This is a genomic window from Acidiphilium sp. C61 (assembly GCF_905116885.1).
Lineage (GTDB): Bacteria > Pseudomonadota > Alphaproteobacteria > Acetobacterales > Acetobacteraceae > Acidiphilium.
Genome location: NZ_CAJHNI010000005.1, coordinates 3,120,460 through 3,141,554, shown reverse-complemented (window position 1 = coordinate 3,141,554; position 21,095 = coordinate 3,120,460). Strand labels below are relative to the sequence as shown.

The following is a 21,095-nucleotide window of genomic DNA, read 5'->3' as shown; positions in this document are numbered from 1 at the left end:
TCCCGCGGCCAGATGGCGTCAGCCGCCGGGCAACGGGCGGCTGACCCGGTAGGGCACCACGCCGCGCTCGGCGGTGCCGACATCGATCGTGCCATCGATCGGCGGCATGGCGCGATGCCGGCAGGAAACCCGCAGGCAGGAGCGGCAGCCGGGGCCGATCGGGTCGATGGCACCCGGCCGGTCGAGATCGAGCCCGGCGGCGTAGACGATCCGGGGCGCATACTGGATCTCGCAGCCGAGACCGACCGCGACGGCGCGCGGCCGCGCGAGGTAGGACGTGCCGCCGCCGCCGACCGTGCGGGCGATGCTGATATAGGTGGTCTCGCCCGGCGGCTGGGCGAGCTGGACCGAGATTTTTCCCGGCTGCGAAAACGCCTGGTAGACATTCCAGAGCGGGCACGGGCCGCCGAAACGGTCGAAGCGGAAGCGCGTGGCGCTGCTGCGCTTGAGCACGTTGCCGGCCACATCGGTCTTGAGGAAGAAGAACGGAATTCCCTGCGCGCCCGGCCGCTGCAACGTGCTGAGCCGGTGGCAGACCTGCTCGAAACTCGCCTGGAAGCGGATTTGCAGGCGCTGGATGTCGTATCGCTCGGCCTCCGCCTCGGCGAGAAAGCCGCCATAGGGCATGATCAGCGCGCCGGCGAAATAATTGGCCAGCGCGACGCGGGCGATGCCGCGCGCCGCATCGGAAGAGAATTTCGCCCGCTCGACCAGGCGCGAGATCAGCTTTCCATGGCTGAGCAGGCCGATCACATGGGCGAGGGAGAACCGGCGGGTTTCGAGCCGCATTTCCTCGGCGATCAGCAGCCGGCGGTTGCGCCGGTCGATCTGCCAGAGAATGCCGTCGGGCAGGAGATTGGCCGAGAGCACGACCTCGATCCGGTGCGCGGTGGCCAGATGATGTTCGAGTGCCGCAGATTCGTGGCCGAGCGCCGGGTGAATGTCGGCGGCGAGGCGCTCGGCCGCGAGGTCGATCTCGTGGAAGTAGTTCCGCTCGGACTGCACCCAGTCGCGCACCTCGTCATAGGGCGGCAAGGGGCCGGGTTCCTCGCGCCCGAGGGCGGTATCGCGCGCGACGCGGGTTTGCAGCGAGCGGTAGGCGGCATAGAGGGCGATGAAGCGGCGGGCAAGCTCCGGCGTGTCGCGCACCGCGACGCGGGCCTCGGCGAAGGTCAGCCGGCCGGGGCCGAGGGCGGGGTCGAGGGCGGCTTCGAGCAGGTCGCCGGCGCGGCGGACCTCGTCATCGCCGGACAGCTCGGCCGGCGGAATGCCGAGGAGATCGCAGAGCGGTGCGGCAAGGCGCGAGGGCACCGGCCGCCGGTCGTTCTCGATCTGGTTCATGTAGCTTGGCGACAGGCCGAGCTGGCGGGCGACATTGCGCTGCTGCAGGCCGCGCTGCTCGCGGATCAGTCTGATTCGGGCACCGGCGAAAAGTTTTGGTTCACGCAAAAGACAAATCCCTCGACGTGGCCAGGCCCTGCCGGCGCGACGTGGCGCAAGGTGGGAAGCGGCCGGCGATAGTCAGACCATCGACCGATCGGATGATCGCGCCCGATGGACTGGAAATACCATTGATGATCAACCGGATGACGCTCTAGAGCACGTTCCGATCCTTTTGGATCGGATGTAGTGCTCTAGCATATTGATAAGTAGAGCATGTTTATCCGATCAGATGATTCCATCTGATCGGATGATGCTCTAATGCCGCGGACCGTGCCGGTCAAACAGGGGGCTGCGCTGGATCAATGACCGATGCACTTCGTCTAGCTCATGTTCGGCATCGAGGCTGCGGCGGAGGGCATGATGAGACGGTTGCGCACCGGGATGTGGCTGGCGCTGGCGGTCGTGCTGGCAGGCTGCGCGCGTCCGGCGCTTCGGACGGCGCTGCCACGCCCAGAGCCGGCGCGCGGCACCGCGGGCACGATCTTCGATGCCGAGACCGCAGAGACACGGGCGGCGCTGGCGCGCGAGGTGCCGCGCGCCACCCTCCCCGCACCCGCCGCCGCCGCCGCCTGGATTGCGGCGACGCAGGGCACGCTGGCGCGCGCGGGTGTCAGCCTGACCCGGCCGCAGCTCATTGTCGTCGTCAATCGCGATCACAGCGTGCAACGACTCTGCCTCGTCGCCGCCGCCCCGTCGGAATCGTGGCGGGTGGTCGGCTGCGACGCGGTCTCGACCGGGCAATCCGGGCGGCGCGGATACTTTATCACCCCGGTCGGCGTGTTCGCCCACACCACGTCCATTCTCGATTACCGCGCGCTTGGCACATTCAACGAAAACCATGTGCGCGGGCTTGGCCTCAAGGGCATGCGGGTCTGGGATTTCGGCTGGCGGGTCGCGGAAAAAGGCTGGCGGCGCGATGGCGAGACCGGCGAGATCCGGCTGCTGGTGCATGCGACCGATCCCGACCTGCTGGAGCCGCGCCTCGGGCACCCGGCCTCGCAGGGATGCGTGCGGATCTCGGCGGCAATGAACCGCTTTCTCGATCGCCACGGCGTGCTGGACCGGGAGCAGGAGGCCGAAGCACGGGACAACATGCGGATGGCGGCGACGCTGCCGGCCGACCGCACCCCCTCGCCGCTCGCCGGCGGATTGCTGGTGGTGATCGATTCGGCGAACGCCGCCTGAAATGCCGGATCAGGCGGCGGTGATGCTGCTGCGGAAGACCAGCGGGTCGGCAATGCGCGGGAATGGTTCCCAGGTGGACCCCGTGCCGCGCACAATCACCGTGCCGTAATTGAACAGGCGGCCGGCCAGGGACTGGCGGACCTCGACGCTCTCGACCTTGTCCAGGCTCATCTCATGCGTGGTGCGGCCGAAAATGCCGCTTTTGTGGATCACCCGCCGGTCGGTGACCGCAAGCTCGGTCGACATGCGCCGAAGCCAGGCGACGAACAGCAGCCAGCAGCCGAGGAGGAACGCCGCCGCCGCCGCGAAATGCAGGATCGTCGCCGAACGGGGGGATGCCACGCCGCCCGCCACGATGAGGGCAAAGGCGATGACAATGGTGAACATCCCGCGCAGATAGACGAACCAGTGGAGATGCGTCCAGCTCAGCACGGTTTCGTCAGGCTGCAGGACCTGCTCGATATAGCTCAAGGAGAGGCTCTCCGCGCCGTGTGGGTCATGGTGAGCCCGCAGGGATTCGAACCCTGGACCCCAAGATTAAAAGTCTCGTGCTCTACCAACTGAGCTACGGGCTCTCACCAGATGACCCGCCGGAAAGACCAATTCCGGCGGGGTTCGTCAAGAGGCTGAGACGGATTGCCGGTATTACGCGGCGAGTTCCATCTTGATGATCTTGGTCGGGTCGGTGACGCGGCCGCTCTGGCCCTGGCCCTTCTTGATCTGGTCGACGAAGTCCATCCCCGCGGTGACCTGGCCGAACAGCGTGTATTGCCCGTCGAGCCAGGCGGCGGGGGCGAAGCAGATGAAGAACTGGCTGTTGCCGCTATTGGGGTCGGCGGTGCGGGCCATGCCGAGAGACCCGGTCAGGAACTTCGCCTTGTCGGTGAACTCGGCGGGGACGTTGGGCAGGTTGCTGCCGCCGGTGCCGGTGTTGGACGGGTCGCCGGTCTGCGCCATGAAGCCGGCGATCACGCGGAAGAACTCGCAGCCGTCATAGAAGCCGCGGGCGGTCAGCGTGCGGATCTGCTCGCAGGTTTTCGGCGCGAGGTCGGGGCGCAGCTCGATCGTGACGACGCCGAAGGGCAGCGTCAGGTGGATGGTGTTCGACGGGCTGGCGGCGGAAGCGGATTCGGACATGAAAACTCCGGCAAGAGGGGTGGATGCGGCGGCGGCTAATAGCGTGCGGCGTCTGATGATCATGGTCTGCCAACCCGGCGAAGGGTCCTCTCCAAGGTCAGTTTCGGAACGAAGCTCGAGATGTCGCCGCCCAGCTGGGCAATTTCCTTCACGAAGCGCGAGGAGATGAACTGGTGCCGCTCACTCGCCATCAGGAAGATGGTTTCGATCTGCTGGTCGAGCCGTGCGTTCATCCCGGCCATCTGGAACTCGTAATCGAAGTCGGAGACCGCGCGCAAGCCGCGCACGATCACTTGTGCGCCGACCTGCTGGGCGAAGCCGATCAGCAGCGAGTCGAACGGCTGGACGTCGATCACGGTGCCGGTGCGCGCGGCGATCGGCGCGATCTCGGCGCGCACCATCTCGACCCGCTCGTCGGTGGGGAAGAGCGGCCCCTTGCCGGCGTTGCGCGCGACACCGATGACCAGCTTCGCGCAGAGCTGCGCGGCGCGGCCGATGATGTCGAGATGTCCGTTGGTGATCGGATCGAAGGTTCCCGGATACAGCCCGACCAAGCCGCCCTCACGCATCCCGTTCCTCCAAGCCTTCCTCCTCGCCATCGTCGATGACCGGGAAAACGCTGGTCACCTGCTCATCTTTCTCGACCCGCACGAGTGTGACACCCATCGCCTGGCGGCCGGTGATGCGCACCTGATCGACCGGCGCGCGGATCAGCTTGCCCTGGTCGGTTACCAGCATGATGTCGTCGCCCGGCCGGACGGGGAAGCTCGCGGCAACCGCGCGGCCATTGCGCGCGGCGAGCGCGATATTGCCGATGCCCTGCCCGCCGCGGCCGGTGACGCGGTATTCATAGGCCGAGGAGAGCTTGCCGAAGCCGCCGGTGGTGACGGTGAGGAGCATTTCCTCGGCCGATTGCAGCTCGGCGATCCGCTCGGGGGCGAGCTGGATGTCGGCCGCCGCCTCGTCGTTTTCCACGGCATCGGCCTCGGGCTCCTCGCTGCCGGTGCGGCGCTGGGCGGCGGCGTATTTCAGGTAGGCCGCGCGCTCGTCCACATTCGCCTCGACATGGCGGAGCACGGAGAGCGAGATCACCTCGTCGCCGGCGCCGAGGCGGATGCCGCGCACGCCGCTGGAGTCGCGGCCGGCGAAGACGCGCAGGGTCTCGTCGGTGATCTGGAAGCGGATGCAGCGGGCCTGGCGGGTGGCGAGGAACACGTCGTCGCCCTCGCGGCAGGTGGCGACGCCGATCAGGCGGTCGCCCTCGTCGAGCTTCATCGCGATCAGGCCGGTCGAGCGCACGTTGCGGAAATCGGCGAGGCGATTACGCCGCACATTGCCCGAGGCGGTGGCGAAGACGAGGTGCAGGTCGTTCCACAGGCTTTCATCCTGCGGCAGCGGCAGCACGGCGGTGACGGCGTCGCCGTTCAGCTCGGGCAGGATGTTGACGATCGCCCTGCCCTTCGCCGCCGGCGCCGATTCGGGCAGGCGCCAGACCTTTTCGCGGAACGCCTTGCCGCCCTGGCTGAAGAACAGCACGAACTGGTGGGTATGGGCGTTGAAGCTGCGGGTGATCACGTCGTCGCCGCGCATCGAGGCGGCGGCGCGGCCGCGGCCGCCGCGGTTCTGGGCGCGGAAGGATTCGAGCGGGGTGCGCTTGATGAAGCCGTCGCGCGTCATGGTGACGACCATCTGGCCGGGCTCGATCAGGCTTTCATCGTCCTGGTCGGCGACGCTGTCCTCGATGCTGGTCAGGCGCGGGGCGGCGATGCGCGCGCGGATGGCGATCAGCTCGTCGCGCATCACCTCGAGCCGGCGCGGGCGGGAGGCGATGATTTCGAGCAGCTCGCCGATGCGGCGGCCGACCTCGGCGAGTTCGGACTGGATCTTTTCGCGTTCGAGCCCGGTCAGGCGCTGGAGGCGCAGTTCGAGAATGCCGCGGGCCTGCGCCTCGGTCAGGCGCACGGTGCCATCCGGCGAGATCTGGTTGCCGTGATCGTCGATCAGTTCGAGCAGCGGGCGGACATCGCCGGCCGGCCAGTCCCGCGCCATCAGGGCGGCTCTGGCGGAGGCGGCGTCCGGGGCGGCGCGGATCAGCGCGATCACCGCGTCGATATTCGCCACCGCGATGCCGAGCCCGACCAGCAGGTGCGCCCGGTCGCGCGCCTTGTTCAGCTCGAAGCGCGAGCGGCGGAGGATCACGTCCTCGCGGAAGGTGATGAAGCAGTCCAGCGCATCGCGCAGGCCGAGCTGGCGCGGCCGGCCGCCATCGAGGGCGAGCATGTTGATGCCGAAGCCGGTCTGCATCTGGGTGAAGCGGTAGAGATGGTTGAGCACGATTTCCGGCGTGGCGTCGCGCTTCAGCTCGATCACCATCCGCATGCCCTCGCGGTCGCTCTCGTCGCGCAGGTCGGCGATGCCCTCGATTTCCTTGGCCCGCACCAGCTCGGCGATGCGTTCGAGCAGGGTCGCCTTGTTCACCTGGTAGGGCAGCTCGCCGACGATGATCGCCATGCGGTCCTTGCGGATTTCCTCGATGACGGTCCGCGCGCGCACGACGATGCCGCCACGGCCGGTCTCGAAGGCGCTGCGGATGCCGGAGCGGCCGAGAATGATGCCGCCGGTCGGGAAATCCGGGCCGGGGACGATCCGCATCAGATCATCCAGCGTCGCCTCCGGCTGGGCGATGAGATGCAGCGTCGCGTCGATGATCTCGGCGGGATTGTGGGGGGGAATGTTGGTCGCCATGCCGACGGCGATGCCGTTGCCGCCATTGACCAGCAGGTTCGGGAAGGCGGCGGGCAGGACGCGGGGCTCGCTGTCGCTCTCGTCATAGGTCGGCTGGAAATCGACCGTGTCCTTGTCGATATCGGCGAGCAGCGCCATCGCGGCATCGGCGAGGCGGGCCTCGGTGTAGCGCATCGCTGCCGGCGGATCGCCGTCGACCGAGCCGAAATTGCCCTGGCCGTCGATCAGCGGCACCCGCATCGAGAAGCCCTGGGCCATGCGGACCGCGGCGTCATAGATCGCGGCGTCGCCATGCGGGTGATACTTGCCCATGACATCGCCGACCATGCGGGCGGATTTGCGATAGGGCTTGTCCGGCGTGTTGCCCGATTCCTGCATGGCGTAGAGGATGCGGCGATGCACCGGCTTCAGCCCGTCCCGCGCATCCGGCAGGGCGCGCGAGACGATCACGGACATGGCGTAATCGAGATAGGAGCGGCGCATCTCCTGCTCGATCGTCACGGGCACCTGGCCGCTTGGCCCTTCGGTCTGGTCGGTCGTGTCAGTCATGCCGGCGTCATATCACCTGCGCCGCGCGGGGGCGAGGGGTGCGGCTCAACAGCGCCCGGTCAGCCCGGCGAAAATGACGGCGATCCGGTCGGCAAGGCCACGCGGCGCCGGGCCGGCGGGGCGATGCAGATCGCGACGGGCGAGCACCGCCGGCAGGGCGGCGGCGAGGCCCTGGCGCGGCGCCCGGCGGCGCAGCAGGCGGGCGGCATCCTCGCGCAGGGATGCGGGATCGGTGCCGTCCTGCGGCAGCAGGTCGCGCCCGGCGGCTGCAAGTGCCGGGGCGGCGCGGAGAATGCCGGCAATGCCATAGCCGGTGCCGAGATCCTCCAGCGCCGCCAGCTCATCGAAATCGGTCACGCCAAGCACCGTGCCGGCACTCCGCGCCAGCCCGCCCGCCGTGCCGCGCGCATAGGCGAGAAAGGCGGCGCGGTCGGGAATCGGTTCGGCCTCGGCCTCGCGCGCATCGATCAGCGCGGTCAGCGCGGCGGCGGAAAAGATGCCCCCGGCGAGGCCGGCGCGGAGGGAAGCGGCCAGCGGATGGGCGCGCTCGGCCCCTTCCACCACCTCGCGCCACCAGTGCAGCCGGATCAGCGCCAGCGGCGGCTGGCTCGCCACCTCGCGCGCGCGGGCCAGCTCGTGGTTGAAGGCGTAGAGCACGAACAGCCAGCGCCGTGCTTCCGGCGGGGCGAAGATCGCGCCGAGAAAACGGTCCGGATCAACGCGGCGGAGAAGGGCGGCGAGGTCGGGTTCGGTCATTGCGAAACTCTTTCGATGCTTGACGCTGGCAGGGCCGGACCATAGCTACCGTGCGAGCGGTCGGCACGCCCCGTGCCGGCGCCGAAACAGAAGCCCAAACCGGATCGGAGATGCCCCATGGCCTTTGAACTCCCCGCGTTGCCGTATGCGCACGCAGCCCTTGCCGCGCATGGCATGTGCCAGGAAACGCTCGAACTTCACCACGGCAAGCACCATCAGGCCTATGTGACGGCGCTGAACGGCTTCGTCGAGAAGAACGCCGACCTGCAGGGCAAGAGCCTGGAGGAGATCGTCGCCTTCACCTACAACAAGGCCGATCTCGCGCCGGTGTTCAACAATGCCGGGCAACACTGGAACCACAACCTGTTCTGGCAGTGCATGTCGCCCACCGATGGCGGCAAGCTGCCGGGCCGGCTGGAGGCGAAGCTCGTCGAGGATTTCGGCGGCGTCGCGCAGTTCAAGGACGCGTTCAAGACCGCCGGCACCACCCAGTTCGGCTCGGGCTGGGCCTGGCTGATCCTGACCCCGGGCGGCAAGCTCGCCGTCACCAAGACGCCGAACGGCTCCAACCCGGTCGCGACGGGCGAGGGCAAGCCGCTGCTCGGCCTCGATGTGTGGGAACACTCCTACTATCTCGATTTCCGCAATCGCCGGCCGGACTATATCCAGAACTGGCTCGACAATCTGGCCAACTACGCCCACGCCGCGCATCTGCTGGGCTGAGGCCGGGCAAAGCCTGACGATATTCGCGGCCCCGGAGTTTCGCTCCGGGGCCGTTGCCGTTTGCGGCGCCTACTTCTTCTTCGGCTCGGCCGCCTTGGTCTCGGCCGGCTTCGAATCGGTCAGCACGTTGCTGATCGTGCTGCGCAGCACGGTGATGCGGACATTGGGGGCGATGTCGACCTCGATTTCCTCGGCGCCGTCCAGCGCCTTGACCACCTGGCCGACAATGCCGCCGCCAGTCACCACCTTGTCGCCGCGGCGGATCGAGGCGAGCCGCGCCTTCTGGGCCTTGGCCTGCTGCTGCTGCGGGCGGATCAGGATGAAGTAGAAGACGATGACGATCAGCACCAGCGGTGCGAAATTGATCACCGCCGCCGTGATGTCCGATGGCGATGACTGTCCGGCAGCGTAGGCGGTGGCGATGAACATGCGGAATATCCCGATCTGCTGTGGTGAAGCTTGTCCTTGCTCGGGCGGGACCATAGTTTGCACGCCCGCCCCGTCAAGCCGCGCGGGGCCTGCCTGAGGAGACGTCATGGACCAGCCGACACACGACCTGCTCGCCCGCATCGCCGATGCGCTCGACCGCCTCGCCCCGCCGCCGCCGCCGGCGGCCGAGGTGACCGCGCACGATGCCTATGTCTGGCATCCCGAGCGCGCGGCGCTGGAGCCGGTGGAGCAGGTCTCGCGCGTGCCGATCGGGCTGTTGCAGGGCGTGGAGCGGCAGAAGGACATCCTGACCGAGAACACGCTGCGCTTCGCCCGCGCCCTGCCGGCCAACAACGCGATGCTGTGGGGGGCGCGCGGGATGGGCAAGTCCTCGCTGGTGAAGGCCGCGCATGCGGCGGCGAATCGGGCCTATCCCGGCAGCCTCGCGCTGATCGAGATCCATCGCGAGGACATCGCCACCCTGCCCGCGCTGCTCGACATCCTGCGCGGCCAGCCCCGCCAGTGCCTGATCCTGTGCGACGATCTCAGCTTCGAGCGCGAGGATGCCGACTACAAGGCGCTGAAATCGGTGCTCGATGGCGGGATCAAGGGCCGGCCGGACAACGTGCTGTTCTACGCGACCTCGAACCGGCGGCACCTGATGCCGCGCGACATGATCGAGAACGAGCGCAGCACCGCGATCCACGCCTCGGAAGCGACCGAGGAGAAAGTGTCGCTCTCGGACCGGTTCGGCATCTGGCTCGGCTTTCACAATTGTGATCAGCAGACCTTCTTCGCCATGATCGAGGGGTATGCGAAGGCGTTCGCCCTCGATGTCGACACCGAAACCCTGCATGCCGAGGCGGTGGAATGGTCGGTGACGCGGGGAGCGCGGTCGGGGCGGGTGGCGTGGCAGTTCATCTGCGATCTCGCCGGACGGCTCGGCCGCCGCATCGAGGCCGGAGCGGCGCCTTGACAGCCCTGGGCCGCCCCCCGAAGACAGGGGCGTGACCAGCAACCCGGACCAGCACCCGAGCCGCGCATGACGACGGAGGGGGCGACGACGAACGGCGCCGCCCGCTCCTGGCGGCCGGACGAGCTTGGCCTGCCGCGCGCAACGGCGGCGGGGCTCGCGCTGGTCGGGCTGATCGCCGCCGGCGCGCTCTACGCCGCCCGGCACCTGCCGCGCTACCGCACGCCCATCGTCCCGGCGACCACCGTGCACCTGGTCCGGCTCGCGCCGCCCTTGCCGCTGCCACCCAAGCCGGTGCAGCCGCCGCCCCCGCCGCTGCCGGTGCCGCCGCCGCCGGTCCCGCCGCCGCCGCAACCCGCACCGCTGCCGCCACCGCCCGCGCCATCGCCGATGCCGCCCCCCAAACCGCTATCGAGGCCGCTGCCGAAAGTGGTGCATCGCCCGCCGCCGCCGCGCCCGGCGCCGAAGCAACACCCGGTTCCCCATCCGGTGCCGCATCCCGCGCCGCCGCCGAAGGCGAAGACGCCGCCGCCGCAGCCGGCTTTCGATTTCGCGCAATACGCCGCCAGCCTGCGCGCACCGTTGCAGCGCGAGGTGCATGTCACGCAGACGATGCGCATGCTCGGCGTTCGCGGCATCGCGTTCATCGAATTCACCCTCGCCCCGGATGGAAAGCTGCTCTCAGCACGGATCTACCGCAGCAGCGGCAACCCGCTGATCGATCGCGCCGCACTCGATGCGGTGCGGCAGCATCATTTCCCGCCCTTCCCCGGCACCGCCGACAAGAGTTTCGCGGTGCCCATCCAGATCCGCGTTCGCGGCTAGAGCGATGGTCGGGATTGAGATCGGCGGGCGGGTTTTCGCCCCCGCGCGGATTGCGGCTATAGGATTGAACCGCCCCGGCGGCGCGCCAGCGCGGGGCAGGATGAACGAGGAGCTGAGCCGATGAATGAAATCGTCCGTCTGGTCATGATGACGGGCGGCCTGCTGGCGGTGATGCCGGTATTGCTGCTGGTGACGATCGTGGTCGGGCTCGAACGGTTCTGGCTGCTCACGCGCACGCTCGGCGCCGGGCGGCGTATCCATGCCGCGCTGCGCGCGGTGGGCTACGGCAATCCGGCCGGGCTGCGCGACCTCGCCGCGCGCCACGGCACGACGCTGCAAGGCCACCTCATCGCCACCGCCCTCGCCTCGCGCGGGGAAACCGCCGACGAGCTCGACAACCATCTCGAGGAAGAGATCATGGACGCGATGCCGCGGATCACCCGCGGGCTCTGGATTCTCGACACCGCGGTGACGATCGCCCCGCTGCTCGGCCTGTTCGGCACGATCATCGGCATGATCCAGGCCTTCGACGTGCTGTCGAGCAATGGCGGCCCGGCGAAGGTGACGGGCGGGATCGCGGATGCGCTGGTCTCGACCGGCGCCGGCCTGCTGATCGCCATCATCGCGGTCTATCTCGTCAACTATTTCAACAACCTGACCCGCCGGATCGTGCAGCAGCTCGAACTCATCAAGGTGGTGCTGATCAACCGGCTGCACGGGCGCGGCCTCGCCGGTGACGATGCGGCCGAGGACGCGCCGAAACGCCGCGCCGCCGGCGTGGCGCGGGTCTGAGCGATGCGCCGCCGCCGCGACCTCATCGAGCGCGAACGCCCGCGGCTCGAAATCGTGCCGATGATCGACATCATGATGTTCCTGCTCGTGTTCTTCGTGATGATCGTGCTGAAGATGATCCCCGATTCCGGCGTCGCGCTGAAGCTGCCGGGCGCGCAGACGGCGAAGGAACTCAAGCCCGCCCAGGTGGTGGTGATGATCGACGCCGCCGGCGCGCTGCATGTGAAGAACCAGGTGGTTACCCTGGCGGGGCTGCGCGACTATCTCGGCCAGGTTCTCGCGGCGAAGCGGAATGTCGATGTCGTCATCGCCGGCGACAAGGATATCCGCTACCAGCGTCTGATGCAGGTGATGGACACCGTGCGCAAATCCGGGATCGTCAATGTCGGACTCGCCACCAGACGGGCCGGCGGCTGAGGCCGGCAGGACCACGGCCGAGGCGCTGCGCCTCGGCTTTCTCGGCCACCTGGCCGGCGAGCGGCGGGCCGCACTGCTCACCGTGTCGACCTATGGCGCGGATCTCGCCGGATTTGTCGGCTTCGTCAGCCGGCATATCGGCGCCGAGCCCGCAGGGGCCGATCTCGCGGCGCTGAGCCTTGCGGATTTCCGGGCCTGGCTGGCGAGGGACGCCGCCGATGGCATCGGCAACGCGACGCGGGCGAAGAAACTCTCCGCGGTGCGCAGCTTTTTCCATTGGCTTCGCCGCCGCCACGGCATCGTCAACGAGGCGCCCTTCCTGCTGCGCACGCCCCGAGCACGCCGCCCCCTGCCCCGCGCGCTGAGCGCGCCGGATGCCGTCGCCGTGGTCGAAAGCCTCGGCGACGATGCGGCAAGCCCGGCGCTTGCGGCGCGCGACACGGCCTTGATGGCGCTGCTCTATGGCGCCGGGCTGCGCATCCACGAGGCGCTGGGGCTCGATATCGGCGATCTGCCGCCGGACGGCGCGCCGCTCGTGGTTCGCGGCAAGGGCGGGCGGCAGCGGATCGTGCCGCTGCTGGCGGTGCTGCGGCGGGAAATCGCCGCCTGGCTGCGGCATCACCCCGCACCTGCGCCCGAGTCGCCGCTTTTTCTCGGCGCGCGCGGCGGGCGGCTCAATCCCGGCGTGGTGCAGCGCCGGCTGCGCGACTTCCGCCGGCTGAACAACCTGCCGGAGCATGCGACACCCCATGCGCTGCGCCATTCCTTCGCGACGCATCTGCTGGCCAACGGCGCCGATCTCAGGGCGATCCAGGAATTGCTCGGCCATGCCAGCCTCTCGACGACCCAGCGCTACACCGCGGTGGATACCGCGCGGCTGATGGATGTCTGGCAGGCGGCGCATCCCCGTGCCAGGGATGTCAGATGAAGCGCTCGATCCCGTCCCAGCGATAGGCGATCTGCGGCACGTCGACCCCGCCGACCTCGACGCTGCCATCCGCCACGCGCCGCCCGCCCATGCGCTCGTAGAACCAGCGGGCGGGATTGTCGGCCAGGACCCACAGGATCGCCGAGGCGCAGCCCCGTCCGGCGAGATGCGCCATCGCCGCGGTGAGCAGCTGCCGGCCGAGCCCGCGCTCGCGGAAATCGTCGAGCACGTAAAGCGTCTCGATCTCGGCATCGGCGACGCCATCGCCACGGCGCCGCCCGGTCACGAAGGCGACGACATCGCCGCTTCGGCCGGCTTCAGGCCGTTCGGGACCGGAGGCGACCGCCACATGCACGACGGCACCGCTGCGGATCACCCGGTTGTAATACTCCGCCTGGTCCGGCGCCGAGAGGCCGGTGAGCACTGGTTCGGGCAGGACGCCGGCATAGGCGCTCCGCCAGCTTTCCACGTGCACGGCGCCGATGCCGCGCGCATCCGCGGTGCGGGCGCGGCGGATCGCGATCATCCACGCCGCTCCATCCGACAGGCGAAAAATCCGTCGGTGCCGTCGCGCGCCGGGGACAGGCGCAGCGTGTCGCCATGCAGATAGGCCGGCAATCCGTCGGCGACCGGCAGGATCGCGAAATCGGGATGGCGGGCGAGAAAGCCCTCGATCTGCGCCTCGTTCTCCGGGCGCAGCACCGAACAGGTGGCATAGACCAGCCAGCCGCCCGGCTTGACCAGGCGCTGCGCGGCATCGAGGATCGCCGCCTGCTTGGCCGTGAGCTCGGCAAGGTCGGTCTCGGTCAGCTTCAGCCTCGCATCCGGGTTGCGCCGCCAGGTGCCCGCGCCGGTGCAGGGCGCATCGACCAGCACGCGGTCGAATTTCTTCTCCTGGCGCTTCACCCATTTGTCGCCCGATTCGAGCAGGTGGCGCTCGGCATTGTGGACCCCGGCGCGGCGCAGCCGGCGGATCGCGCCATCGAGCCGCGGCGCGGAGACATCGCAGGCGATGATGTGTCCCTTGTTGGCCATCGTCATCGCCATCGCCAGCGTCTTGCCGCCGGCGCCTGCGCAGTAATCGGCGACGCGCATGCCCGGTTGCGCCCCGGCGAGCAGGGCGACGAGCTGGCTGCCCTCGTCCTGGATTTCGACCAGCCCGTCGCGGAACGGGGCCGCGACGGTGACGTTCTGCCGGCCGGCGAGGCGCAGGCCCCACGGGCTGAGCCGCGTGATCTCCGCCTTCAGCCCGGCGCCGGCCAGCGCATCCAGCGCCGCCTCGCGGGTCGCCTTGAGCAGGTTGACCCGCAGATCGAGCGGCGCGGGCTGCATCATCGCGGCGCATTCGGCCGCCAGCCGGTCGCCGAAGCGCTCCCGCAGCAGGGGCAGCGCGAAATCGGGGATTTCCAGCTGGATCGCCTCGGGCATCGAGGGATGATCGAGCGTGTGGGTATCGAGCCGGTCGAGCGCGCGGCGCTCGGCGGCGTCGAGCGGCGGCGGGGCGAACCGCATCACGCCGAACAGGCCGGCGACGCGCTGTGCCTTCATGCCGGTGAGCACGTGCAGCGCGGCGATCAGCAGGCGCGCCGTCGGCTCGGCTTCGACACGGTCGAGCCACCAGCCGAGCCGGCGGCGGGCGCGCAGCACCGACCAGACGATCTCGCTGATCTCGCGCCGGTCGCCGCCGCCGATGAAGCGGCGGGTGCGCAGGAAGTCGTTGGCGATGGCGTCGGCTGGGCGGCGATCCGTCTCGATCGCCTCCAGCAGCTCGATTGCCGCCTGCAGCCGGCCCGCGGGGGTCAAGTCTCAGTCCTGCCGGTAATTCGGGGCCTCGCGCGTGATCGCCACGTCATGAACGTGGCTCTCGCGCAGGCCGGCGCCGGTGATGCGGCGGAACTGCGCCTTGGTCTGCAGCTCCGCGATCGTGGCGCAGCCGGTATAGCCCATGCCGGCGCGCAGGCCGCCGACGAGCTGGTGCACGACGCCTGCCATCGGCCCCTTGTAGCCGACGCGGCCCTCGATGCCTTCCGGCACGAGCTTCAGCGAATCCTTGATGTCCTGCTGGAAATAGCGGTCGGCCGAGCCGCGGGCCATCGCGCCGAGGCTGCCCATGCCGCGATAGGATTTGTAGGATCGTCCCTGGTAGAGGAACACCTCGCCGGGCGCCTCGTCGGTGCCGGCGAGGAGCGAGCCAATCATCACGCAATCGGCGCCGGCGGCGAGCGCCTTGACCACGTCGCCCGAGGTGCGGATGCCGCCATCGGCGATGGCGGGGACATCCGCCGCGTGGCAGGCGGCGGCGGTTTCCATCACGGCGGAGAATTGCGGCACGCCGACGCCGGCGACGACCCTTGTGGTGCAGATGCTGCCCGGCCCGATGCCGATCTTGATCGCATCCGCCCCCGCCTCGATCAGCGCCGCGGCGGCTTCGGGGGTGGCGACGTTGCCGGCGACGATCTGCACCGCGTTCGAGCGTTCCTTGATCCGGGCGACGGCGCGCAGCACGCCCTCGGAATGGCCGTGCGCGGTATCGACCACGACGACATCCACCCCGGCCGCGATCAACGCCTCGGCGCGACGCGCGCCGTCCTCGCCGACGCCGGTCGCCGCGGCGACGCGCAGGCGGCCAAGCTCGTCCTTGTTGGCCAGCGGATGCGCCTCCGCCTTGTCCATGTCCTTGACGGTGATCAGGCCGACGCAGCGATAGGCCTCGTCCACCACCAGCAGCTTCTCGATCCGGTGCTTGTGCAGCAGCGAGCGGGCAACTTCGGGCGCCACGTTCGCCGGCGCGGTGACAAGGTTATCCCGCGTCATCAGTTCGTGGACGCGGGCGGCGGGGTCGGTCGCGAAGCGGACGTCGCGATGGGTGAGAATGCCGACAAGGCGGTTGGTGCCGCGCTCGACCACGGGAACGCCGGAAATCCGGTGCTGCGCCATCAGCGCCTGTGCCTCGGCCAGGGTCTGCTCGGGATGGATGGTGAGCGGGTTGACCACCATGCCGCTCTCGAATTTCTTGACCTGGCGGACATGGTCGGCCTGGTCCTCGATCGAGAGGTTCTTGTGCACCACGCCGATGCCGCCCTGCTGCGCCATGGCGATCGCCATCTGCGCCTCGGTGACGGTGTCCATCGCGGCGGAAATGACCGGGATGTTGAGCGAGATGGTGCGCGTCAGCCGCGTGCGGGTGCTCGCCGCAGCCGGCAGCACCGTGGAAAAGCCGGGCACAAGCAGCACATCATCGAAGGCATAGGCCTCGGTGATGCGGTCTGCGCCGCGCGGGAGAGAAACGTCGTTGCTGGGAGCCATGGTGCGTCCTTGCCGGTTTGCGGACCTTGGCGATCCCTACTATCTGGCTCCCGCCGATCCGGCAAGGCCGGCGGCGCAGGGCAGACCGGGCGGCGCCGGATCTTGCGGCCTCAGCCGGCCGCGCGCGCCCGGCCGGGAACCAGGTCCTCCGCCTCGATCATCCTCGAGGGCGGCGGCAGCGCGTCCGCCGGCAGACGCGGACGGGCCTGCGGCGGATAGCCGCCAAGCGCCCGCGGCGGGTAGCCGCCAAGCTTATGCGGCGGGTGGGAGGGCATCGCGGCGGCCTGCGGCGCGCAGCCGGCGCTGCGGCGGACGAAGACGTGCATCCTTCCATCGTGCCCCGGCATGATCTCCATCTGCTCGCTGCACACACCCTTGCCCCCGCCGGCGGCGACCATGGTGATGCGCACGCCGCCGACTGGCGGCGCGGCGAGGCCGGCCATCGCCGGGAGCGCCGGCGGGCGCGCGGCAAGACGCGCGAGCGCTGCCATCTGCACCTGCATCGCGCGCTGCATCGCGTCCATCTCGCGGAACAGGGCCATCGGGGCGGCGGGCATCGCCACCACCGGCACCGCGACGGGCACGACCACGATCGCCGCGGGCGGCGCGGGCGGCGCGGCCAGGGCGGTGGCAGGCAGGGCGGCCACGGGCAGGACCAGCGCCGCCGCGGCAAGGGGCAGGAAGGAACGGATCATCGGCGTGACTCCTTCGATTTCGGCAAGTCTGGGATTTCGGCAAGTCTGGGATTTCGGCAAGTCTGGCAAGGCGGGATGAGGCGGTCCGGCGCCGGCGGGCATCCCGCTGACCGATGCCGATCTTGGCGCCCCACCCCGCCATGTCCAGCGTCATCCGCGCCCCTTCCCGTTCACATCGTCGCGCGCGGGCGGGATGGCGGCGCGGGGAAGCGGCTGATATCCTGCCGGCAAACAAACCGCCACGCCGAGGAAACCCCATGACCGATTTCACCGCCGGCCTCGAAAAGACCGCAGCGAATTACCAGGCGCTGTCGCCGCTCTCCTTCCTCGCGCGGACGGCGAGGGTCTGGCCGGAACGGACGGCGGTGGTTCACGGCGCGATCCGGCGGAGCTGGGCGGAAACCTTCGCCCGCTGCAAGCAGCTCGGCGCGGCGCTGGCGGCGCGGGGGATCGGGCGGGGCGATGTCGTCGCGGTGATGGCGCCCAACATCCCGGCCATGGTCGAGGCGCATTTCGGGGTCGCGATGGCGGGGGCGGTATTGAACACGCTCAACACCAGGCTGGATGCGCCGACCATCGCCTATATCCTGCGCCATGGCGAGGCGAAGCTGCTGCTGACCGACACCGAATTCGCGCCGGTGATCGGGGCGGCGCTGGCCGAGCTAGGCGATGCCGCGCCGCCGGTGATCGATATCGACGATCCCGAGGGGCCGGGCGGCGCGCGTCTCGGCGCGATGGAGTACGAGGACTTTCTCGCCACCGGCACGGCGGGATTCGACTGGCAATTCCCCGACGACGAATGGTCGGCGATCGCGCTGAACTATACCTCCGGCACCACCGGCAAGCCCAAGGGCGTCGTCTATCATCATCGCGGCGCCTATCTGAACGGGCTCGGCAACGCCATCACCTGGAACATGCGCCAGCACCCGGTCTATCTCTGGACGCTGCCGATGTTCCACTGCAACGGCTGGTGCTTCCCCTGGACCATCACCGCGCTGGCGGGAACGCATGTCTGCCTGCGGCGGATCGACGCGGCGCATATCGCCGCCGCCGTGGAGCGGCATGGGGTGACGCATCTCTGCGGCGCCCCGGTGATCATGAACATGATGATCAACGCGCCGGAGCCGCAGCGCGCGGTCTATGCCGGGCGCGGGGTCGCGATGATGACCGCGGGCGCGCCGCCGCCTGCCGCCGTGATCGAGGCGATGGAAGGGCTCGGCGTCGATCTCACCCATGTCTACGGGCTGACCGAAACCTACGGCCCGGTGACCTATTGCGCCTGGCAGGAGGCGTGGGATGGCCGGCCGGCGCCGGAACGCGCGGCGCTGCGGGCGCGGCAGGGCGTGACCTACGCGGTCGAGGAAGGGGCGATGGTCGCCGATCCGGCCACCCGCGCGCCGGTGCCGGCCGACGGGACGACGATGGGCGAGGTGTTCCTGCGCGGCAACATCGTCATGATGGGCTACCTGAAGGACGCGGCGGCGACGGAAAAATCCTTCGCCGGCGGCTGGTTCGCGACCGGCGATCTCGGCGTGATGCACCCGGATGGCTATATCGAGCTCAAGGACCGCTCGAAGGACATCATCATTTCCGGCGGGGAAAACATCTCCACCATCGAGATCGAGACCGTGCTCTATCGGCATCCGGCGGTGCTGGAGGCGGCCGTGGTGGCCGCGCCGGACGAGAAATGGGGCGAGGTGCCCTGCGCCTTCGTCGTGCTGCGGCCGGAGATGACCGCGACGGCGGAGGAGATCATCGGCTTCTGCCAGCAGAACATGGCGCGTTTCAAGGCGCCGAAGCGCATCGTGTTCAGCGAGCTGCCGAAGACATCGACCGGCAAGATCCAGAAATACGTGCTGCGCGAACGGGCGCGGGAAGGCTGAGCGACGCGAGGGCGTCATCCGATCGGACGACGCTCTGGAAGCGTCATCCGGTCAGAACAGGAAGTTGCGCTCGCCGTTCCATCGCGCGACCAGGCTGCGCGCCTCGGCCGATTCGTCGAGCAGCCGCCCATGGGCACGGGCAAGCGCCTCGGCATGGTGCAGTGCTGCCGCGAGCGCGCGCATCGCCGGGTCGGACGGCACCGTATGGCGCAACTCGCCGCCGCTATACGCGATCGGGTCGAGCACCATCCGCGCCGGATCGACCGGCTGGGCGAGATAGGCCGGCTCGCGCAGCAGGCTTGCCGGCGCATCGCGCAGACGCTCGAAGGGCACCCGGTAATGCGCCGAATACCCCGCCTGCGCCGCGTGCCCGCCGGCGGCCAGCACCTTGAGCCAGCCGATGGCGGATTTCTGCAGGTCGTGCCAACCGGAGCGGCGGGGATAATGCGCGAGTGAAGCGCCGGGCAGCCCCACGTGCGGCAATGCGACGCCATCGACCGACGCGCCGTGATTGCCCGGTGCGATCGCGCAGCGCGCCCCGAAGCCGCCGCGCACGATGACCTTGGGCACCGGCGGCATCTGCCGCGCGCGCCAGCGCAGCCGCCGCGGAATGACCAGCTCGGCGGGATCGTCATCGGCGGTATCGTGATAATTCACGAGCGGAAGCGCCACCGCCGGCGCCGGTGCGGCGGCCAGAAGCGGGGCCAGCCCGTCCTCGCCCGCGACGATGAACTCGTCGACGTCGAGAAACGCCACCCAGTCCGCCCGGTGCAGCCCGTCCGCGGTCTCGTAGAGCCAGGAATTCACCCGCGCCTCGTCGAAGCCGACGGCGCGCGCCTGGAACACCGAGATCGGCAGCCCCTCGTCGCGCAGCGCAAGCAGGATCGCGAGTGTGCGGTCGGTGCTGCCATTGTCGAGGAAGAGCAGGTGCGCCGCGAAGGTCGCGTTGTGGCGCACGAAGGCCTCGACAATGTCCTCCTCGTTCAGAATCCGGCTGGCGATGACGATCCGCATCGCCCGCCGGTCAGCTCCGGCGGCTGACGGTGAAGGCGGCGAGGCCGCGCAGCAGGTCGGCCTGCGCGCCGAACCCGTCGAGATAGGCGGCGGCCTGGCTGGCGAGATGCGCCGCATGGGTGCGCGCGCGCTCGATGCCCATCACCGCGACCATCGTCGCCTTGCCCTGGGCCGCATCCTTGCCGGCGGTCTTGCCGAGGCTCGCAGCCGAGCCTTCCTCGTCGAGAATGTCGTCGGCGATCTGGAAGGCCGCGCCGAGATCCCGCCCGTAGCCGGCGATATGGTGGCGCTGCGAGCCCTGCGCGCGGCCGAGAATGGCGCCGGCCTCGGCGCTGAACTGGATCAGCCGCCCGGTCTTGAGCGCTTGCAGGCGGGTGATCACCGGCGGTTCGAGCTGCTTTCCTTCCGAGACGATGTCGATCATCTGGCCGCCGACCATGCCGCGCGCGCCGGAGGCCGCCGCAAGGGCGAGCACCAGTTCGCAGCGCACCTCGGGGTCGGAATGGGTATCGGGCTCGGCCAGCACCTCGAAGGCGCGGGTCTGCAGCGCATCGCCGGCGAGGATCGCGGTCGCCTCGTCGAAGGCCTTGTGGCAGGAGGGCTTGCCGCGGCGCAGATCGTCATCGTCCATCGCCGGCAGGTCGTCATGCACCAGCGAATAGGCGTGCAGCATCTCGACCGCGGCGGCCACCCGCACCGCGCAGGTGAGGTTGACCGAAAACAGCCGCGCCGTCTCGATCACGAGGAAACCGCGCATCCGCTTGCCGCCGCCGAGCACCGCGTAGCGCATCGCCTCGACCAGCGGCCGCTCCTCGCCCTCCGGCAGGGGCAACAGCACGTCCAGCTCGGTCTCGATCAGTGCGGCGGCATCGCGCAGCGCCGCGGCGAGGGCGTCATCCGACCCGGCGGCGCTCACTGGTCGTCCTTCAGCGCGAGGGCGCCATCGGCGCGCGCGACGATCGACTGCACGCGGCTCTCCGCCTCGGCCAGACGCGCCTCGCAATGCTGCTTGAGGCGACTGCCACGCTCATAAGCCGCGATCGCGTCCTCAAGTTTCTGCTGCCCGGTTTCCAGCCCGCGCACGATGCGCTCAAGCTCGGCCAGGGCATCCTCGAAGGACAACTTGTCGATGTCCGGCCCCGTATCGGGGGCGCCGGCATCCGGCTTGGCTGCGGCCATGATCAAAACTCCCAAGTTTTCCTCGCGATAGAGACCTTTTCGATCCCATGGATCGAATGTAGCACTCTATCATATTGACAAACCGAGCTTCTTTAACTGATCGGATGATCCCATCT

At 69.3% G+C, this 21,095-nt stretch carries 22 protein-coding genes and 1 tRNA gene; 8 read left to right on the top strand and 15 right to left on the bottom strand.

The genetic code is table 11. The features are described from left to right. Positions 1–18: 18 nt before the first annotated feature. Entirely contained in the window at positions 19–1,449 is a 1,431-nt protein-coding gene (locus tag HUW10_RS17550; RefSeq protein ID WP_174504652.1) for a short-chain fatty acyl-CoA regulator family protein, read from the bottom strand. A gap of 354 nt (positions 1,450–1,803) precedes the next feature. Between HUW10_RS17550 and HUW10_RS17545 the strand changes: the two genes are divergently transcribed. Further along, complete coding sequence (locus HUW10_RS17545; protein WP_174504651.1) at positions 1,804–2,628, top strand: hypothetical protein; 825 nt, start codon at positions 1,804–1,806, stop codon at positions 2,626–2,628. A 9-nt stretch (positions 2,629–2,637) separates the two neighbouring features. Here HUW10_RS17545 and HUW10_RS17540 read toward each other — a convergent pair whose 3' ends face one another. The 6 genes from HUW10_RS17540 to HUW10_RS17515 all read right to left on the bottom strand — a co-directional run bounded on the left by HUW10_RS17540 (position 2,638) and on the right by HUW10_RS17515 (position 7,815). After that, positions 2,638–3,099, bottom strand: coding sequence for a PH domain-containing protein (locus HUW10_RS17540; protein ID WP_174504650.1), 462 nt, complete (start codon positions 3,097–3,099; stop codon positions 2,638–2,640). 28 nt (positions 3,100–3,127) lie between these two features. Further along, positions 3,128–3,203, bottom strand: a tRNA-Lys gene (locus tag HUW10_RS17535). 70 nt (positions 3,204–3,273) lie between these two features. Next, positions 3,274–3,828, bottom strand: coding sequence for a peptidylprolyl isomerase (locus HUW10_RS17530; RefSeq protein WP_174504649.1), 555 nt, complete (start codon positions 3,826–3,828; stop codon positions 3,274–3,276). Next, positions 3,825–4,334: a pantetheine-phosphate adenylyltransferase gene (coaD, locus tag HUW10_RS17525; RefSeq protein ID WP_174504648.1), complete on the bottom strand. Its 510-nt coding sequence runs from the start codon at positions 4,332–4,334 to the stop codon at positions 3,825–3,827. Before coaD ends, HUW10_RS17530 begins: the two co-directional genes overlap by 4 nt. Then, the gene (gene gyrA, locus HUW10_RS17520) at positions 4,327–7,059 is read right to left on the bottom strand and encodes a DNA gyrase subunit A (RefSeq protein ID WP_174504647.1); all 2,733 of its coding nucleotides are present in this window, start codon (positions 7,057–7,059) and stop codon (positions 4,327–4,329) included. Before gyrA ends, coaD begins: the two co-directional genes overlap by 8 nt. A gap of 45 nt (positions 7,060–7,104) precedes the next feature. Continuing rightward, positions 7,105–7,815, bottom strand: a complete 711-nt coding sequence (locus tag HUW10_RS17515; RefSeq protein WP_174504646.1) for a squalene/phytoene synthase family protein — start codon at positions 7,813–7,815, stop codon at positions 7,105–7,107. Positions 7,816–7,932: 117 nt separating this feature from the next. Between HUW10_RS17515 and HUW10_RS17510 the strand changes: the two genes are divergently transcribed. Then, on the top strand, positions 7,933–8,538 hold the full coding sequence (locus HUW10_RS17510) for a superoxide dismutase (protein WP_174504645.1): 606 nt from the start codon (positions 7,933–7,935) through the stop codon (positions 8,536–8,538). Between the two features lie 69 nt (positions 8,539–8,607). On the opposite strand, the gene yajC is transcribed toward HUW10_RS17510, so the two are convergent. Then, positions 8,608–8,967, bottom strand: a complete 360-nt coding sequence (yajC, locus tag HUW10_RS17505) for a preprotein translocase subunit YajC (RefSeq protein ID WP_174504644.1) — start codon at positions 8,965–8,967, stop codon at positions 8,608–8,610. Positions 8,968–9,073: 106 nt separating this feature from the next. Here yajC and HUW10_RS17500 point away from each other — a divergent pair, with 106 nt between their 5' ends. From HUW10_RS17500 to HUW10_RS17480, 5 genes are all read left to right on the top strand, one after another. Beyond that, a complete protein-coding gene (locus HUW10_RS17500; protein WP_174504643.1) occupies positions 9,074–9,943 on the top strand; it encodes an ATP-binding protein in 870 nt (289 codons plus the stop codon). Positions 9,944–10,009: 66 nt separating this feature from the next. Further along, positions 10,010–10,765, top strand: a complete 756-nt coding sequence (locus HUW10_RS18565; RefSeq protein WP_174504642.1) for an energy transducer TonB — start codon at positions 10,010–10,012, stop codon at positions 10,763–10,765. 120 nt (positions 10,766–10,885) lie between these two features. Then, positions 10,886–11,557 carry a MotA/TolQ/ExbB proton channel family protein gene (locus HUW10_RS17490; protein ID WP_174504641.1) on the top strand — a complete coding sequence of 224 codons (672 nt, stop codon included), beginning with the start codon at positions 10,886–10,888 and terminating at the stop codon, positions 11,555–11,557. Positions 11,558–11,560: 3 nt separating this feature from the next. Continuing rightward, positions 11,561–11,974, top strand: coding sequence for a biopolymer transporter ExbD (locus HUW10_RS17485; RefSeq protein ID WP_174504640.1), 414 nt, complete (start codon positions 11,561–11,563; stop codon positions 11,972–11,974). After that, the gene (locus tag HUW10_RS17480; protein ID WP_174504639.1) at positions 11,940–12,902 is read left to right on the top strand and encodes a tyrosine recombinase XerC; all 963 of its coding nucleotides are present in this window, start codon (positions 11,940–11,942) and stop codon (positions 12,900–12,902) included. The genes HUW10_RS17485 and HUW10_RS17480 overlap by 35 nt, the downstream gene beginning before the upstream one ends. Here the strand turns inward: HUW10_RS17480 and HUW10_RS17475 are convergent. The 4 genes from HUW10_RS17475 to HUW10_RS17460 all read right to left on the bottom strand — a co-directional run bounded on the left by HUW10_RS17475 (position 12,895) and on the right by HUW10_RS17460 (position 16,903). Beyond that, positions 12,895–13,428 (bottom strand): GNAT family N-acetyltransferase, encoded by a 534-nt coding sequence (locus HUW10_RS17475; RefSeq protein WP_174504638.1) that lies wholly within the window; start codon positions 13,426–13,428, stop codon positions 12,895–12,897. The genes HUW10_RS17480 and HUW10_RS17475 overlap by 8 nt on opposite strands. Next, the gene (locus HUW10_RS17470) at positions 13,425–14,705 is read right to left on the bottom strand and encodes an RsmB/NOP family class I SAM-dependent RNA methyltransferase (RefSeq protein ID WP_174504637.1); all 1,281 of its coding nucleotides are present in this window, start codon (positions 14,703–14,705) and stop codon (positions 13,425–13,427) included. Before HUW10_RS17470 ends, HUW10_RS17475 begins: the two co-directional genes overlap by 4 nt. A 3-nt stretch (positions 14,706–14,708) precedes the next feature. After that, on the bottom strand, positions 14,709–16,208 hold the full coding sequence (gene guaB, locus HUW10_RS17465) for an IMP dehydrogenase (RefSeq protein ID WP_174504636.1): 1,500 nt from the start codon (positions 16,206–16,208) through the stop codon (positions 14,709–14,711). A gap of 110 nt (positions 16,209–16,318) precedes the next feature. After that, entirely contained in the window at positions 16,319–16,903 is a 585-nt protein-coding gene (locus HUW10_RS17460; protein WP_174504635.1) for a hypothetical protein, read from the bottom strand. Between the two features lie 257 nt (positions 16,904–17,160). On the opposite strand from HUW10_RS17460, the gene HUW10_RS17455 reads away from it, so the two are divergent. Beyond that, positions 17,161–18,786: an acyl-CoA synthetase gene (locus HUW10_RS17455; protein WP_174504634.1), complete on the top strand. Its 1,626-nt coding sequence runs from the start codon at positions 17,161–17,163 to the stop codon at positions 18,784–18,786. Positions 18,787–18,837: 51 nt separating this feature from the next. On the opposite strand, the gene HUW10_RS17450 is transcribed toward HUW10_RS17455, so the two are convergent. From HUW10_RS17450 to HUW10_RS17440, 3 genes are read right to left on the bottom strand one after another with little or no spacing between them, the layout of a single operon-like run. Then, complete coding sequence (locus HUW10_RS17450; protein WP_174504633.1) at positions 18,838–19,800, bottom strand: glycosyltransferase family 2 protein; 963 nt, start codon at positions 19,798–19,800, stop codon at positions 18,838–18,840. Between the two features lie 10 nt (positions 19,801–19,810). Then, positions 19,811–20,716 carry a polyprenyl synthetase family protein gene (locus HUW10_RS17445; protein ID WP_174504632.1) on the bottom strand — a complete coding sequence of 302 codons (906 nt, stop codon included), beginning with the start codon at positions 20,714–20,716 and terminating at the stop codon, positions 19,811–19,813. Beyond that, positions 20,713–20,979, bottom strand: coding sequence for an exodeoxyribonuclease VII small subunit (locus HUW10_RS17440; RefSeq protein ID WP_174504631.1), 267 nt, complete (start codon positions 20,977–20,979; stop codon positions 20,713–20,715). The genes HUW10_RS17445 and HUW10_RS17440 overlap by 4 nt, the downstream gene beginning before the upstream one ends. Positions 20,980–21,095: the final 116 nt, after the last annotated feature.